Origin of the sequence: Niallia nealsonii (assembly GCF_002835805.1) — a bacterium.
Classification (GTDB): domain Bacteria; phylum Bacillota; class Bacilli; order Bacillales; family Cytobacillaceae; genus Niallia; species Niallia nealsonii.
Genome location: NZ_PISE01000031.1, coordinates 24812 through 41739, shown reverse-complemented (window position 1 = coordinate 41739; position 16928 = coordinate 24812). Strand labels below are relative to the sequence as shown.

The following is a 16928-nucleotide window of genomic DNA, read 5'->3' as shown; positions in this document are numbered from 1 at the left end:
TAACACTAGTATGCTTTTTATTTTATTAATAGCGAATTGGTTTGAAATCTGTATTATTTCGCCATAATGGATAATGTGCAGAACCAACCTTCAAAAAGAAAGTTCAACAACTCTTCATGCTGGTGGTTCTCATTAGAATATTTATTTGATTAAGAGGTGATCATATGACTTTACAGCGCACGTTTATCATGGTGAAGCCTGATGGAGTGAAACGAGGACTAATCGGAGAAATCATTAAACGCTTTGAACAAAAAGGGTTTACTCTATTACATGCAGAGCTTATGACAGTTGACCGCACTAAAGCGGAATATCATTATATGGAACATCAAAACAAACCATTTTTCGGCGAATTAGTAGATTTCATTACATCTGGGGCTGTTTTTGCAATGGTTTGGGAAGGAGAAAATATAATTGAAGTTTCTCGTCTCATGATTGGGAAAACAAGCCCATCAGAAGCAATGCCAGGTACAATTCGTGGTGACTTCGCCGCTAAAAAAGAAGAGAATGTCATACATGGATCAGATTCTCTTTTAAGCGCCGAACGGGAAATTGAAAATTTCTTTGGCCTCCTAAAAAGACGCAACCTAGAAGATGATTTTCCATTCGAAGGAAGACAATCTGTTTAAATGCTTTTTTCACCAATCCCTTGATATGCTTAACACTTTGAGGAGATTTTATTTTTGGTATTCAACATGATCAAATGATTCTTCTTTCCGATAAATCGAAATAACTTATATTTAATAATTAAAAAATAAAACGCTATATGCAAGATATGCATATAGCGTTTTATTTAGTTTCTGACTTTATGTATTCGATTCAACTTTGCTTTACATGCCATTTCCCATCAAAAAGACATAAATCTGCTAGGCTTAATGCACCAATCCATTAAACTTTTTCTTTAAAACGATTGATGGAAAAAGGAGTAATATTTTGTTCGCTTCTTCCTGAGATGATTAATTCACTTAAAATCTGTCCTATTGCACTGCTAAATTTAAAACCATGACCTGAGAAACCAGAAGCAATGGCAACGTTTGGATAAGCAGGATGCACATCAATGATAAAATCTTCATCAGGAGTAAGTGTATACATACATGTTTTTCCATACTTCAATTGATCTGCAGATGGCATAAATTGTGATAAAAATTGTGATAAATCAGCTTTATCTTTTTTTAACTCGCCAAATCCAAGCATTTCTTCCTCTGGGTTTATTGTTTCTCCCCCATCATGACGTCCTACTTTTAACCCTGCCCCTTCAATACTCGGAAAACCATAATACAGACCATTAGGCGTCTCAAACGAAAAGGCTGGAAAATCTTTGTGATTATATAGCTGTTCATTGGCTTCAAACCAAGCAAAGGTTTTTCTTACTGGATTGAGAGGCAAATGCAAATCCAGCATAGAAAGAAGACTTCCAGACCATGCTCCTGCTGAGACTACTAACGAATCAGAGGTAAAAGTCTGTTCTTCGAATTTAATTGTTACTCTTTTTCCATGCACTGACAGTTCTTTTACTTTACTGTTTGGCAGAATCGTAGCCCCATGCTGTTCGGCAAGCTCCCGATACGCTTCTATACATTCTTCACATTTCAGTACACCTGATGTTGGTTCAAAGCACCCAATATATTCGTTGGATAAGTCAATGCCAGGCCACCGCTTATTCACTTCAGTTGAATCTAGCACTTCAAGGGGCAAAGAATAGGTCTTGGAGCTAGAAATGATGTTTTGGATGAATTCAGATGTTTCATTCCCAACGTTAAGAACACCTGTTTTGAGAAACAGTTGCTTACCGCTTTTTTCCTCTAAGTCATACCATAATTCTTGTGCTTTAAGAGCTAACGGAACATATTCTTCTCCTTCTCCATAAGCATGTCTTATAATTCTAGTATCGCCGTGATGGCTCCCCTTGTGATGGGGTGGATTAAAGCTATCTAACAACAACGTTTTTTTCCCGCTCCTCGATAAAAAATAACCTGCGGCCATTCCCATCGAACCTGCGCCAACTATAATTACATCATAATGCATATAACGCTTCCTCCATTAAACAATCATCACATTATTCTACTTTAGCTTATATTCTCACAAGATACAATCATGCTCTAGTGAACGGCAGATGGATTTTTTATAAAAATGAAAAATCTTGAATAAGAATTCATCCCCTTCCCCATCGTTTGAGAATAAATAGAGGTTTATTTCTTCATTTCATAAATTGATATAATTTATTAAAATTCTTTTAAATGTATTTTAATAGTTTCGTAATATTATTTTAGTAAAATACGAGAAGGTTAAATTAATTTAATTACCCTATTAGTCTCTCGAATGAAATATGCGATTAATTAATAAATCCTATGGGTATGTCAAATAATTAGGAGGTATTAATTTGGATTCTTCATCAGCAAAACGGATTTTTTACTTTGATAATGCGAAATTCATTTTAATTTTTCTCGTTGTATTAGGTCATGTTATTAGTCCTTTAAAAGGACATGATGATGTACTGTTTTCCTTATATTCGGTCATCTTTCTTTTTCATATGCCAGCCTTTATTTTTATTTCAGGATATTTTTCTAAAGGATATAATAAAAAAGGATATCTCTTAAAAATCATCAAAAAGATTCTTTTGCCTTATTTCATTTTTCAAATTATCTATTCCATTTTCTATTATTGGAATGGACAGGCGGCAGATCTTAAATTTGATCTTTTCCAGCCCCATTGGACACTTTGGTTCTTACTGAGCCTGTTTTGGTGGAATCTTTTCCTTTATATTTTTGCCAAATTAAAATGGATTGGTTTGGCTATTGCCACTATCATCGGCATCTTAATTGGCTATGTAGACGATATTGGAAATTTTTTATCCTTATCCAGAACTTTTGTCTTTTTTCCTTATTTTCTTTTAGGATATCTGTTAGATTTAAAACATTTAAACTTAGTAAAAAAAGTGAAATTTTCACCTGTCATCGGTATGGCAATATTATTAATTATTACACTAGTATTCGCTCTTTTGTTTCCAAAGGACGCTATTGCTTGGTTACTCGGAGATACTTCCTATGCCAATATGGGTGTAAAAGAACAAATAGATGGTCTAAAACGTTTGGCGCAATATTTATTAACCATAACGGTTATCGGCGGATTTTTGGCCATTGTCCCTTCTAAAGGTTTTAGTTTTACCGTTATTGGAAAACGGACTTTATATATCTATCTGCTTCACGGATTTATCATCAAAACCATTCAAGCATTTATATCTGATGATACGTTAAGCACGATGTCTGACCAGTACTTTATATTAGTATCCTTCTCATTCGGTTTATGTATAGGATTAGGAAGTTATTTTATCAAAAAATACACACGTCCATTAATTGAATTGAGAATAGAATAAGATTCTGATATGTTCCCTTTATAATAGCCAGATTGCTCTGGCTATTATTTTTTATGAATTAGAACCTGAAACCTTTGTGGCATATTCAGCCTAAACGGACAGTTCTCTTGTTTTCCTATTGATTATGGCTTCCATTAATCCAGCCAATGTTCCGCCACTTGTTCTATTTAAAAGATATTTCGCATCAAACAAATTAATAAAATCATCTTCGTGTTCTTCCAATTCATCAGTTGGATACACAAATATCCTTGTAGTATCATAAGCTCTAAAGCTATCTATAGATAAAACGGAGGTTTCTTTGCTTCCAAATATTAAGCGGTCAAATTCTTTTTGTTTGCTCCAATGAGACTGAATGCGTTTTTTTATATCATTGCTTCTGCCGATATAAGCTTGAGCATATTCCTCCAGCACCATCATGTAATATCCAGGGACCCCGCCTATAAGCGCAAGATCCGTAATTTCCTGAAAGTTTTTCGTTTTGCGAACAAATTTCATCACTTCATGATTAAATTCCAGTTTAGATAATAAACGAAAATATTCTATATTCAAATCATAATTATATAAACTATCTTCTATCTGTTTATTTATATAAGAATCCGAGTAAACTTCTCCTTTCATCAAAGAACTTTTCTTATTTATTTTTATGTAATTGTCTCTTGTTAGTTTTAATCCATCCGGTTTTACACGTATATTCAATCCAAAATATGCAGCCATTGCAATTCCTTTCCCTTCTCTTATTATCCGCATATTGTATCATATCTTCTAAGTTGACTTATCTAGCCTGTATGTATTGTTAGACCAACTATCTTTATGCGCTTTTTCAAATGATGAATATAAGCTAAATTTTTTTATTTTTTCGCCGCAATTAATCTTCATATAGCGTATGTGAGAGTTTTTATATAAAAGGGATAATCAAAAAGGGTTGTCCCTAAAAAAGTAAAAATGTGGAATAAACGAAGTTGCAGGGTAAATAATGCACAGCCGTGTAAAGAGAACAATGAAAAAAACGAATGTTTAAAAAACAGCCTTAAACCGGAATTAGATGCATTCCGGTTTTTCTTATAGAGCTATCGGAAAGTTCGTTTAATGTTGCTTATCTAAAGCTAACTTTAATCCAAATCCAATTAAAACAAGACCTGTTACTTTATCCATTGCCCTTTGTACGTTTGGAGACATAAGCCATTCACGCAAATAGTTAATGAAAAAAACATAAATAAAAAACCCAAAGATGGATAGAAGTGTGTAAATAGCTCCCATTATCATAAGCTGCCCAGTTGCAGTTTCTCCTGTTTTCACAAATTGGGGCAAAAATGTTAAGAAAAACATTGCAACCTTTGGATTGAGTACATTTGAAAAAAAGCCCTTGTTTAAAAGCAGACTTTTTGATTTCAGTCTTAGTTTGACTTTCCACACTCACAACCATCTTCTGTTTCCTAGAGATGAATGAAGATAGTCCGAGGTAGATCAAGTAGATTGCACCAGTATATTTAATGATTTCAAAAGTACCCGCAGAATGCATCAAAATAGCGAAAATTCCAAAAGCAGCTGCAAATGTATGCACCAAAGAGCCAACTGTAATACCTAGCCCCATTTTATATCCATCTTTTATGGTTCTCTTGGTAATAAGTGCTGTATCAACGCCTGGGCTCATTACAACAAATAATGAAAGAATTAAAAAGGTAAAAAAATCATTCATTTTCGTCACTCCTTACTGACTTGTAAAATATCATTTGGTAAAATATAGATAAACGGTAAAAAAGAGGATGGATTGTATCAAAGATGGAGGAGAAACATGAAAAAAGAACAGCTTTTGTTTTTTATTGGATTGCTAATGTTTATGTCAGGAATATATTTATCCACCCATTGGGCTATAATTGGCACAATAATTGGTATTAGCGGCGGCCTCATATTGGGCATCAGCAGTTATTTCTCAGCTAATAAAAAAATAGATCAAACAAAGTAGACATTAAAACGGTTGGTTATAGAGTATTTTTCAGAACAAAAGGGTTTATCGAATGTAGAGAAACCCTTTTATATCAATACTTTTCTGTCAGGGAACATCAGTCATTAGACATAAATAATACAAACTCTATTCTATCAACCTCTATTTAATCGATCCTCGGATACTTTTAGATAGTTTAATAAGAGTTTATTTGTTTTACAATATAATCTGCATCATTTCCTACACCTTGAAGCAACGCTGAACCACGTCGATGCTGCCAAGGCAAACCAATAAAATACAATCCCTTAATAGTTGAAATACCTCGATAATGCATTACTTTTCCCTCTTCATTCCAAATACCATTTATCCCTAGCCAAGGAAGGACATTATTAAAACCCGTAGCCCAAATAATGTTATTTACTTCTAACATTGATAAATCTTCAAAAATTACTTTGTTTTGATTTCCATCTACTACTCTTTTTTTTAAGATTATCTGATTTTGTTTAATTGCGTTTTTTAATTCAAACCCAAATATAGGGTCTCCTTTTTTTTGTATAACTCCCCCTAATATTGATGTACTATTTGCTCTTAGCATTCCTAATTTATCAAACCACCAAAAGATGCTTCTGTTTTGAAAGGTCAGGGGTAAATAAACTAGTTTTTTGCTATGAGCTAAATAGGTAGCTCTTTCTTTTGATAACTCAACAGCTATCTGAGCACCACTATTCCCCCCACCAACCACTAAAACATTTCCAGCTGCCAACTGCTTTGAATTCTTATATTGCGAAGAATGTAATTGATTAATAGCCTTAGGCAAATTCTTCGATAGCGGGGGAATATGGGGAGTTTGAAAAGGACCTGCTGCAATTACAAGATTCTTTGTTAGATATTCTTCATGTTTAGTTTTTATGAGGAAATGATTTTTTAGTTTTAGAACGTTTACTACTTCTGTTTTTAATCGGATGGGAATTTTAAACCTTTCAACATACATTCTTAAGTAAGCAGCTATCTCGTCTTTGTTTGGAAAACCATGTTGGTCTCCTTCTAGATTCATTCCAGGTAAGAAGCTGTACATTCTAGGTGTAAATAAAACTAATGAATCATACCTTTCATTCCAACTCTCTCCTATTTTTGAGCCTTTATCTAAAATAAGAAAATTACGGAATGATTTTTTTAAATAATATCCAATTGAAACACCTGCTTGACCTGCTCCTATAACAATAGTGTCGTACATATTATCCCCCTTAAAACATGTTGGGCATTTTAAAAACAAGTTTCTTTTAATTAAACAGGAATAGATTCGTGCAGCAAGGGTTAACAAAATATTTTCCTTTGCTACACCTATTTGGTTGATTTAATTCTAAGTTTAAAAACTGTGTAACTACCTTTTTTAATGATGATGGTGGTCATGGAATGGCTCCGTTTTAGCTTGGCAAAGGATAGAATTCCCATGGTTATGTGTTGCGGTTTCCATTTGAATAGTCCCATGTGTACTGCCTTTATGTTCCAGTTCATGTTCAATGCTGCGCAAGATCCTTTCACTTTCTTTAATAGTGAGTTGATTGTCAACAACAGCATGGCAAGAAAGTGCATTTAAGCCACTCGTAATGGACCAAATATGCAAATCATGGATACCTTGTATTCCTTCTGTCTTTTCCATTGTCAGTATGACATCCTTGACATCCACATGGTACGGAGTTCCCTCCATTAATACGTGAAGATCATCTTTTGTTACATAATAACCACTTCTTAGAATAAGAATGGCTACTAGTACACTTGCCAGCGGATCTGCCCAGCCCCATCCAAAAAACATAATTTTAATTATATAGATACATTTAAAATCAATAGAATGTATTAACGAGCATAATAATGGTAAGCTGTTCTCTAACTTTATAAACTGATGTATTTAGAGTCCATCTTGCTTTGTTGCATCATTCATATATTCCTTATTTTCTTATATGAACATGTATTCATATATAGTATATATATTTTTAAACTAAATTGTCAAATTATTTCAATATTTTTTTATTCTAACCATTAAATCCCCCTCGACAAAAAAACGAATATACGTTCTATAACAAAACTAAACTACTATAAAAGGAGGCATATACTTGAGACCTCTCCTCTCAAAACATTTATCCTACAGAATTTTCAACATTATTACTGGCTAAAAGAAGATCTGCAAACTTTTTGCCATGCAAATGGTATTAGTGCTTCTGGTTCTAAAATTGAAATATCCAAAAGAATTTCTATCTTCCTTGAAACAGGAGTAATCCAAAAACCTATAAGGACAACAACTTCCAAATCAAAAATAATAGCTGCTGACTTGACTCTTGATACCGTCATTACCCAACATCATCGCTGCAGCCAAACCGTCAGGGCCTTTTTAAAATTAATAATTCCAAACTTTCATTTCTCAACATATATTCAAAACTATTTTAAAGATAATGTTGGCAAAACCTACCGTGATGTTGCAAATGCTTGGCATAAAGAAGAACAGCGCAAAAAAGACCCCTCTTATAAAAAAGATATTGCTCCTCAATTTGAATATAATCAATTTATACGTGATTATTTTGCTGATCCTAAAAATTGTGAAAAAAGCAGAGAGGATGCAATTAAAACGTGGAATAAAATAAAAATTCTGCCTAGCAGCAATAAATACCTATCCAACTAACTTTCTAAGGTTTTTTATGATGAAAAAGGCTTTTTATATGGAGCATCATATTGCTTGCTACTTTATAAAAAGCTTAAGCAAACAATATAACACTCCATTTGCTATACCAATCATCCTCTTTTCCGCCACGCTCTTAAACAACTAGAAAAAGCATATTAAAAAGCTCTATAAACCCTCCGGAGAACTTTTGCTCTGTCAGGTTCGGTCATAACGATTATGAACATTACATTTTTTAAACTGCATTATTTTAATTCATTCTCCATATTTTTGCAGATTTTAATAGAAAGAAAAACAAGACAACAACAAATTCAAAAAAAAAAAAAACGATCATCCTGATAGTATGTTAAAAAGCACGTGCCAAGAAAAAAAGACTAATTGAAAGACAGCCAGCCTCTTTCTATACAGCAAAAGGCTTATCAGCATTTTCTTATATAATCTGATTGATAATATACCGTTTCTTATAATCACTTATAATATTAAACAATTCCAGAATTCCTCTCTATCTCCCTCAAGCATTCACTAAATTTTCCTTCTCTCTAATCTTTGATTGAAATTCCTTATTTCTGTGTGTATACTTAATTAATCTCTCGAAAAATTACTATATTAAAAAAATTCTTCTTACTTTATAGTGTGGTGAAATAAATGCAGCATGATATACAAAATGAATTAAAACAAATGATCCATTCATACAAATACAAACCTTATCTTCCTTTTTGGGGAGAAGTTTATTTTATTCTCTACAAATTCAAAAAAAATATTAAAGAGGAACAAAAAACAAATTTATTTTTGTACAAAACAAAAGCTGCTACACCTGTTTTCTATCTGCCAGATGACGGAAAAATTTGCATCGAACTTCCTGAATTTAAAATTATAATTACAGAAGAAGAATTTATCGATAATCTATTAAAAGGACGATTTTGGCCTGAATAAATCTCCATCTATTCTGTTGCCCGCTAATTCCCTTCTAGTTTTTTATAGTGCCTATAAGTCAATGGCGCTTCTCTTCTATTAAGATACTAAGGGCGATTTTTATTTTCTGCTGTTTTTAGCTAGTATGGTCACCTTTGAAAAAAATATCTTCTAATGTTACAGTGCCAGGTGACGGCGAATCATACTCATTCATGGTAGATTTCTGGCCTCTGCTTTTTGAATATGATGGTGAACATATAGGACCGTATTTCGTTTTTATCTCTTTATACAATCACAATTCAACTATTATAATGCTCTGCTGTTTCAGTAACATTTCTAAGAAATTTTCTAGAGTTTATTCATTATTTTCAATTTTTCCTATTGTATGCTCAGACCAACTGTAATTTTTTAAACATCAATGGCAACCGTCTTGTGTCTATTAGCTCTTAATTTGGCATTTGACAAGAAAAAATAAAAGGTTCTAAGTCAAATGCGGTGATGAACAAATTCTTTTACTGTCCTCGGTTCTTACTGGACCGAGGGATCTTATCATTTCTTCAGACCCTCCCAATAAATTTTATATAATCTGAACATTTTTTTATTGCACATTTGTTGTCTACTGTTTAATATTCATTTGCTTGCCTTTGATCATTGATTTTCATTTTTGCATAATAAACTTGTTCCATGTATTCCTATGTGAAGTCAAGTGTTTCACCAAAGCCTAGATGCTTAGTAAATACCGTTAAAATTGATACCAACTTTAGAAATATAAGTGCTCCAATTTCTCCACTTTTCCTTCCATACAAAAACTAATCTGGCCGTACATTCTTTAAAATCGCCTACACCAAATAACCTTTCTTTTCATTGCAAGATATTACTTTGTATAATAGAAGTATCAAGTCAAAGGGGTAAAAAATGATTCAAATAAACAAAAAGTCTGACACTATAATTATTGTAATACACGAAATTTATGGAATTAACCAACATATGCAGAGTTTTTGTGAATTATTATCAACATATAGTTTTGATGTGATTTGTCCAGATTTATTAGAAAGAGGGGCATCTTTTGATTATTCTCAAGAGGAAGTTGCTTATCATAATTTTACGGAAAACATAGGATTCGCTGACATTTGCCATAAAATAAAAGATATAGTATCAGCTGTTAAAAATGAGTATCAAAAAATATTTATCGTTGGATTTAGTGTAGGTGCAACTGTGGCTTGGTTGTGTAGCGAGGAAGACTGTGTCGATGGAATAGTTGGATACTATGGTTCACGTATTAGGAATTATGCAGAATTAACACCCAAATGTCCTAGCATACTATTTTTCCCACAAGAAGAACAATCATTTAATGTGGACGAGTTAATTTCCGTTTTAGATAAAAAGAATATCGAAATACATAAATTTAATGGAAAGCACGGATTCAGTGACTCCTACTCTCCAAAATATAATGTAATATCCGCACAAAAAGCATTTAGCAAAATGGTTGATTTTATTATGAAGCATTAATAAAACAAAGGAAAATCCTTTTTTAAACAAAGGCTCTCTTAATGGATGTGCTGATTGTCATTTTTCAACTAGCAGAGCAGGTTAATTTTAGAAGAAAACAAATCACTCTAATTGTATAGAGCTTAACAAAGGGGTTATTTGGAAAACGTTCTAAAGTCGTTGATACGCTCCCCCTTTTCATTGGAAAATAACCTTAAAAATAGGTCTGCACTAGCCTCCCCTTGAGAAACAGAATTTAAGCTAAGTTCAGAGAATTTCCGGTATAATAAGAATAAAAAATCAGTACCAGAGATGGGGAATATAAGATGTTGATTGTAATTGAAAATGATTGGTTAAAGGTAGAAATCGCAAGTAATGGAGCAGAAATACGTAAAGTAAAGCATAAGAAAAATGGATTAGACTATATGTGGACAGGGGATAACGCTTACTGGGGACGTGTCTCTCCTGTCTTATTTCCCATAGTTGGACGTTTAAAGAAAGATCAATATCAACTTAATGGTCAAACTTACGAGATGTCACAACATGGATTTTTGCGTGATGTTATATTTGATTTGGACAAACGTACCCCAACAAGCGTTTCTTTTGTAGTAGAGTCGGCTGGACGCTTCCTGCATGTTTATCCTTATGAATTCAAAGCATTTATTCATTATATGCTTAAAGAGGAGTCACTTATTGTTCGGTGGGAAATAGTGAATGAAAACACAGAAGAGATGTATTTTTCTATTGGTGCGCATCCTGCCTTTAAGGTTCCTCTTTTAGAAAATGAAACATTTGAGGACTACAGTTTGCACTTTACTCCTGCTGCAAATAAGAATGTGATGGAATATGAGCTAAAGGATTCTCTGATTCATGAGAAAGGAACTGCTAATGCTATTCCAACGATCCAACTCACTGATTCTCTATTTATAAATGATGCTCTTGTATACAGCAATATTGATTTCATTACACTTGTATCCAATAAATCGAGTCATGGTATAGAAGTAACACTTGATAATTTTCCATTTGTTGGGGTTTGGTCAAAATATATGGATAAAGATGGTACGATGGCGCCGTTTGTTTGTATTGAGCCCTGGTACGGCATTGCCGATACATATAATACTTCTGGGAAAATGGATGAAAAATTCGGGATAAATAAGCTTAAAATAGGTGAAACATTTGAAGCCGAATATAAAATGAAATTTAAATAATCGTTTTAGCAGCTTTTTTGTTTACTGCACTAATAGTCTGTTACCCTTATCGAATAATCATCACAAATTATTATAAAACTTATCAAAAGCATAGGATAAAAAATCTATCTCCTTGAATTTGTTTTGAAGCTGCCCTTTTTGATTCTATTCAAAGACTTCTATTATTGATGGTTTATTCCAGCTAGCAATAAAATAACATAACTAAAATTATTTTAAGGAATACTATAAGTGGAGGTGAATAGAGTGTCAAAAAGAAAAGCTGATCCATCAACAATTGGTTTGACTTCATCAGAAATAGAAGGACAAGGAACAACAACAAAGGAAACTGGAGTTAAAAAGGCTGATTCCTCCAGAAAAAAACAAAAGCGTTCTTAATATGCATGACGTAATTATTTATGATGAAATAGAAGACCAGGCGGAAACATATTCCACCTGTTTTTCTATTTCATCTAATACAGAAAAGAGAATAACTAAGTTTCATTTGAATTGGAACCAACTATTAAGAGAAACATCTTTAATCAGTTGTATTGCCAGTTTTTCACTAGGATATTGGCATCAGTTCCCTCCTGTTAATCTTAGTGGTTAGCTTTTCTTCATTTACCAGCAATAAGAATGCACTGTATGTTTTTTCATAAATACCATAATCCTTCTGTATGCATAAATGAAACGCCTCCCCTTTTCATTCGTACGTTACATTAAACACTAAGGGGGACATCATTAGGAACTTTTCTATTGGGATTGCCATTTTTTCTGGACTTATTGCATCGGATATATTTGCTTCCAATAAGAAAAAGAACTAAGTTCATTCCTTTAATGATAAAAAAATATATAAATGCAGGAACTTATATCCCCCTTAAATTTAAAGCCAATCATTTCGTCTTGTTATATTTCAGCAATTGTATATACTTAATACATAATTTTATTAGTTATTGTCAAAATCAGCAGCAGTATTGGAGTAAACGGCTAAACAGATTTCAAAATGAGACAAATGAATTTTCTTTCGATTATTTAAGCTCATCTATTGATTTACAAATAGCTCCACTGCAAAAAGAATAATTGAGATTACAAAATAGAAATGGAGATTCTCGATGGAAAGTATGCAGAGTAAAGCAATCAAAACACTTGCAAAACTCTTTAAAATAAATAATATATGGATGAAACAAGGGCAAGAATTAAAAAACTCACTCCACAAAAAGCAGGAAGATATTGGTCTTCCTACAAAGAAAATGTTTAAGAACTACAATATTCAAATCAATGTACAGTATGAACATCCAATATACCTACTACATTCCCAGGTGAATCCAGCAAAGAAAACAGTCTTGTACTTGCCAGGAGGGGGTTTTGTCTTACCGATTTCTCCCTTACATTGGTCTTTTATAGATAATATGATAAAAGAAGCAAATGTGAATGTCATAGTTCCCCTCTACCCATTAGCACCAAATCATACAATAAATGATATAATGATGTATTTGTTAACAATCTATCAAAATATTATTAGTAATAAGGAAGAGCTAGTCATTATGGGTGACTCAGCAGGTGGAACTATTGCCTTATCATTTATTCAATTATTAAAAAAACAGCAATTACCCTTTCCAAAAGAAGTTATTGCCATCTCCCCCCTGGTTGATTTTGAGCTGAAAAATCCAGAGATCCTCACTGTCCAAAAGCTTGACCCTATAAGTGCCTCACCAGCACTAAAGGACATTGGACAATGGATTGCAGGGGATTATTCATTATCTGATGCTTTACTTAGCCCAATTAACGGGAATTTTGCACAAACCACAAATATAACCATATTTTCAGGAACGGCTGATATAACGAATCCAGATACCCGAAAAATGATTGACCATGCCCCAGAACACTTTAACTATTACGAGTATCCCGGCATGATGCATGTTTTCCCATTATTTCCTTTACCTGAAGCAAAAAAAGCCAAACAACAGATTCTAGCCTTATTGAAGTAGAAGAGTTCCAGCAGTCTTTTCTTATTTAATCTAGAGCGACAATTAAAATGAGCGGCTTTAGATCATGATCAAAGGGCTTTTCGAATGTCGAGAAGCCCTTTTACTTTCATATTATTTTTCTGTGATAATGTGTGAGGGAATTAAACCAACGCCCCTTCTCTGTAAATTTTATAAACCACCTTTTATAGATTGTTTTTTGCATAAATATAGAAGCTATCCCCATAAGTGAACGAAAGGTAAAACTTCAGCTCCACAATATTATTCAAACATTCGAATCAGAATCAAAAGCATCTGAGGTGTGTAGCCTTAAAACATCACCACAGATTCAAGCTCAAATTAAACCCTTAATATTTGAAGTGGATGATTTATTCCATGTTAATAATATTGACGGATGTGAATTTATTTATAGTTTACTGGTAGATAAGGCTATTATTTCTTTAGAAACAGATGGTGGATGGTTGCTCAACAGGAAAATTAAAGTGATTTATCCAGATGGATTATTAAGTAAACCAAGTCCAGATCAAGCTGCTAAAGGGGATTGTATATAGATAATATCGCATTTCATTCTCATCTTCTTTTCTCTGCTGCATGATATGTTCGAACTGTGTATTAGTCATTAGCTTTAAAAGGCCTATTTTTAAAATCTACTACTATATCTAGATTAACTTCTAATGCAAGGCCATCACATAACGCCTTACTCAATTGCTAATTATCCATGTACACCACATCCACCAAATCTTCATCCTGCTTATCGAGCCAAAACAGACGGCTACTGCAACAAGCATCTAAACTACGCATTAAATTCTCCTCTACCGAACTATGAAAAAACGGAGATATTTGTTATAATTTATACCAAGTAATTATAAATAGAAATGAGGGATAACCTTGATTACTTCACTTGAGAAAATAACCATTTCAGGTAACAAGTTAGCTGAAGTTTTTATACATGTAACTCCTGAAAAAAAATTCGTAGTATCTATACCAGACATCAACTGGTCTGCTCAATTTAATCAAATCGATGAACTAGCCATACAATCCAAACACCTTCAATCCTCTCTTAATTTTCATATGTTCGAAGGAAATACAGATGAATTAGTATTAGCCATAACTAACTTAGTAGCTAAATATTTTTAAACTGGACAGTAGACTTTCTGCTGTTTTTTCTTTTACTACACAGTTGTTGTCTACTAATCTATTAAAAACAATCGATGCATAACCACTTTATCATTCATCAGCCAAATACATCTTCTAGGCTACCGAGCATCCATTGAGTCGGATGCTCCACACCCAACTCTTTAAAGCTTTTTTAGTATAAAATTCAATGGGCGGAATATCTTTGTCATTGTGCAGATATCCCTTCTGTACACAAATAATAGCTGTTCTATTATTTTCTTGCCTATTATACCGATAAGATTTAAATGGTCAGTTTGTTACTCCGCAATTTTCGCATGATTTTCCTTATTATAATCTGTCTGGAAGATTTCTTCTGTATAGATAGTCATGTTAACGTTTTTTATAAGAGCCCTTTTCAGCATCTCTTGCAACTCTTTGCCACTTGCAGAACAAATCATACTTGGTTACTGTGACACCTTCTCCTCAATTTAAATGTGACATATATTCAAATGCTGTTATTCCATATACGCTTTTAAAGTGTTTGTTTAAATGGGTTAAATCTACAAAACCACATTCAGCTACTGCTGAATAAACATCTCCATTTTTTTCTATTAACTGCTTTGCACGTTCTATCTTGCCATTAAGAAAGTATTGATAGGGTGAAATTCCAGTATGAGCCTTAAATAATCTGATAAACTGAAATTTCGACAAATGAAGCTCTTTACATATCTCGTCCAGTTTAAGTACATGGTCTAAGTTAGTATGAAGCATATCCTTTGCTTTACTAATGAAAGTGTTATCTTTCTTATAATTTGTAGAAGGATTAGTCTGAATAAGGCTATCTGTAAAGGATAAGAGTAATTCACTGCACAAAGCCTCATCTTTTTCGCTAAATATTGCATTGGAGAGAATTAAAATACGTTGTTTAAGCCTATTATCATACACAATAGGGGTTGAAAAACGTACGATATCCTTTTTCTCCATAACCTCTAAAAGCAATTGTGGTTCAATATATAGCATAACATAATCAAGTCCTGCCTCATCATGTGCTCTGCCGTCATGTGCCTGTTCTGGATTAAAAAGCATAACACCGTTTTCATAGGATAATTGTAAACTTCCATCTAAATTATACTGTTGAATACCACGTAATGTTACCCCTATTGCATACTCCTTGTGAGAATGCTTTTTGTACGTAAAATCAGTCATACTTGCTGATAACGCAGTAATGCCTGCCGATTTTTTATAGATAAATTTATCCATTAAATTCACCTCTTATTTTGCTTTCTTACAACCATATCATTATTCCAGAATAAGCTAAAAACAATGCCATTAATACATTAACAATCTTATTATGCTTCTGTAAAGAATCCTTAAAGATTTTACCAAAAAGGACCCATGTAATAAATGCTAAAAACCCGATAAGAGTTATAGTAATAACACTTATTGTTACCATAGAAGTCGAGATATAGTGAGGCATAACAAAGCTTGGAATTACAGTCAGTGTAAATAATACCACCTTTGGATTTAAAAACTGCATAAGGAATCCAGATAAAAAGCTAGCAGTTTGGTTTACAGTTGATTTTGATGTGTCTGCTTTATAAATTTGATAAGCGAGATAGAACATATAAAAACTTCCAATTATCTGCATCACAATTAAAATTTTAGGTATTACTGTTATAAGCATCGTATTCAGCATAGCAGAAATAACAAGTAATAAACCAAAGGCAATAGTTGCTCCATACGTATATTCCATTGCCTTTTTTGCCCCAGCATTATGTACTGTGGATAATATGACGATATTAGTAGGACCTGGTGTAAAAGTAACAATAAAACAGTATATTAGTAAAGATGTCATATTCATGAGGAAAACTCCTTTTAAGTTATTATCCTATAAATATACATCTTAAAATTAAATAGCATATAGTATATTATTGCACAACTATATAAAGCTTCTGTAAACTTAATTCTACAAATTCAGCCTTAAATTAATACTCCTTTTCTTATTGAATTGGCCTGCTAAACACAGCTTCGCAAATATGTATAAATATTAGTCTATATAAATTTTCTCTTTGAGTAATGATTCAAGAAGATTAATAAACACATTGCCACATAAGAAGAAACTCAATCAATTTTGGAGTATTTTCATTTATCATAATCATTTATTTATTTTTTGCTCTAAATAGGACCGTATAAAAAGCTAGTTTTATCAGCATTTGAAAACATAAATATTTTCGCTTCTTCTTAAGAGTACTATTAATAA

The 16928-nt window shown here is 32.8% G+C and carries 16 protein-coding genes and 3 pseudogenes; 12 read left to right on the top strand and 7 right to left on the bottom strand.

Annotated elements, in window-relative coordinates; genetic code table 11:
• Positions 1 to 164: 164 nt before the first annotated feature.
• On the top strand, positions 165 to 626 hold the full coding sequence (gene ndk, locus CWS01_RS14345; protein WP_101177880.1) for a nucleoside-diphosphate kinase: 462 nt from the start codon (positions 165 to 167) through the stop codon (positions 624 to 626).
• Between the two features lie 259 nt (positions 627 to 885).
• Here the strand turns inward: ndk and solA are convergent, their stop codons facing one another.
• Positions 886 to 2022 (bottom strand): N-methyl-L-tryptophan oxidase, encoded by a 1137-nt coding sequence (gene solA, locus CWS01_RS14340; RefSeq protein ID WP_101177879.1) that lies wholly within the window; start codon positions 2020 to 2022, stop codon positions 886 to 888.
• 355 nt (positions 2023 to 2377) lie between these two features.
• Between solA and CWS01_RS14335 the strand changes: the two genes are divergently transcribed.
• Entirely contained in the window at positions 2378 to 3370 is a 993-nt protein-coding gene (locus CWS01_RS14335; protein ID WP_101177878.1) for an acyltransferase family protein, read from the top strand.
• Between the two features lie 90 nt (positions 3371 to 3460).
• Here CWS01_RS14335 and CWS01_RS14330 read toward each other — a convergent pair whose 3' ends face one another.
• The gene (locus CWS01_RS14330; RefSeq protein WP_235852074.1) at positions 3461 to 4117 is read right to left on the bottom strand and encodes a GIY-YIG nuclease family protein; all 657 of its coding nucleotides are present in this window, start codon (positions 4115 to 4117) and stop codon (positions 3461 to 3463) included.
• A gap of 336 nt (positions 4118 to 4453) precedes the next feature.
• Positions 4454 to 5066 (bottom strand): annotated as a pseudogene (locus tag CWS01_RS14325) (LysE family translocator).
• A gap of 96 nt (positions 5067 to 5162) precedes the next feature.
• Here CWS01_RS14325 and CWS01_RS22705 point away from each other — a divergent pair.
• Positions 5163 to 5333, top strand: coding sequence for a hypothetical protein (locus CWS01_RS22705; protein ID WP_168714403.1), 171 nt, complete (start codon positions 5163 to 5165; stop codon positions 5331 to 5333).
• Between the two features lie 175 nt (positions 5334 to 5508).
• Here the strand turns inward: CWS01_RS22705 and CWS01_RS14320 are convergent, their stop codons facing one another.
• Complete coding sequence (locus CWS01_RS14320; protein ID WP_101177877.1) at positions 5509 to 6546, bottom strand: flavin-containing monooxygenase; 1038 nt, start codon at positions 6544 to 6546, stop codon at positions 5509 to 5511.
• A 156-nt stretch (positions 6547 to 6702) separates the two neighbouring features.
• Positions 6703 to 7134: pseudogene (locus CWS01_RS14315) on the bottom strand (cation diffusion facilitator family transporter); the annotation flags it as partial.
• Between the two features lie 219 nt (positions 7135 to 7353).
• On the opposite strand from CWS01_RS14315, the pseudogene CWS01_RS23345 reads away from it, so the two are divergent.
• From CWS01_RS23345 to CWS01_RS14275, 9 genes and pseudogenes are all read left to right on the top strand, one after another.
• Positions 7354 to 7545 (top strand): annotated as a pseudogene (locus CWS01_RS23345) (SAP domain-containing protein); the annotation flags it as partial.
• Between the two features lie 93 nt (positions 7546 to 7638).
• Positions 7639 to 7986, top strand: coding sequence for a DUF6434 domain-containing protein (locus tag CWS01_RS23340; RefSeq protein ID WP_328588921.1), 348 nt, complete (start codon positions 7639 to 7641; stop codon positions 7984 to 7986).
• Positions 7987 to 8628: 642 nt separating this feature from the next.
• Positions 8629 to 8916, top strand: coding sequence for a hypothetical protein (locus CWS01_RS14305; RefSeq protein ID WP_101177874.1), 288 nt, complete (start codon positions 8629 to 8631; stop codon positions 8914 to 8916).
• Positions 8917 to 9810: 894 nt separating this feature from the next.
• Positions 9811 to 10404, top strand: a complete 594-nt coding sequence (locus CWS01_RS14300) for a dienelactone hydrolase family protein (RefSeq protein ID WP_101177873.1) — start codon at positions 9811 to 9813, stop codon at positions 10402 to 10404.
• Positions 10405 to 10709: 305 nt separating this feature from the next.
• The gene (locus tag CWS01_RS14295) at positions 10710 to 11591 is read left to right on the top strand and encodes an aldose 1-epimerase family protein (RefSeq protein ID WP_235852073.1); all 882 of its coding nucleotides are present in this window, start codon (positions 10710 to 10712) and stop codon (positions 11589 to 11591) included.
• Positions 11592 to 11834: 243 nt separating this feature from the next.
• Positions 11835 to 11966: a YuzL family protein gene (locus CWS01_RS14290; protein WP_101177872.1), complete on the top strand. Its 132-nt coding sequence runs from the start codon at positions 11835 to 11837 to the stop codon at positions 11964 to 11966.
• 713 nt (positions 11967 to 12679) lie between these two features.
• A complete protein-coding gene (locus tag CWS01_RS14285; RefSeq protein WP_101177871.1) occupies positions 12680 to 13555 on the top strand; it encodes an alpha/beta hydrolase in 876 nt (291 codons plus the stop codon).
• 296 nt (positions 13556 to 13851) lie between these two features.
• Positions 13852 to 14103 carry a hypothetical protein gene (locus CWS01_RS14280; protein WP_101177870.1) on the top strand — a complete coding sequence of 84 codons (252 nt, stop codon included), beginning with the start codon at positions 13852 to 13854 and terminating at the stop codon, positions 14101 to 14103.
• A 337-nt stretch (positions 14104 to 14440) separates the two neighbouring features.
• Positions 14441 to 14689, top strand: coding sequence for a YueH family protein (locus CWS01_RS14275; protein WP_101177869.1), 249 nt, complete (start codon positions 14441 to 14443; stop codon positions 14687 to 14689).
• Positions 14690 to 15151: 462 nt separating this feature from the next.
• Here CWS01_RS14275 and CWS01_RS14270 read toward each other — a convergent pair whose 3' ends face one another.
• Positions 15152 to 15928: an AraC family transcriptional regulator gene (locus CWS01_RS14270; protein WP_101177868.1), complete on the bottom strand. Its 777-nt coding sequence runs from the start codon at positions 15926 to 15928 to the stop codon at positions 15152 to 15154.
• A 25-nt stretch (positions 15929 to 15953) separates the two neighbouring features.
• Positions 15954 to 16529, bottom strand: coding sequence for a LysE family translocator (locus CWS01_RS14265; RefSeq protein WP_101177867.1), 576 nt, complete (start codon positions 16527 to 16529; stop codon positions 15954 to 15956).
• Positions 16530 to 16928: the final 399 nt, after the last annotated feature.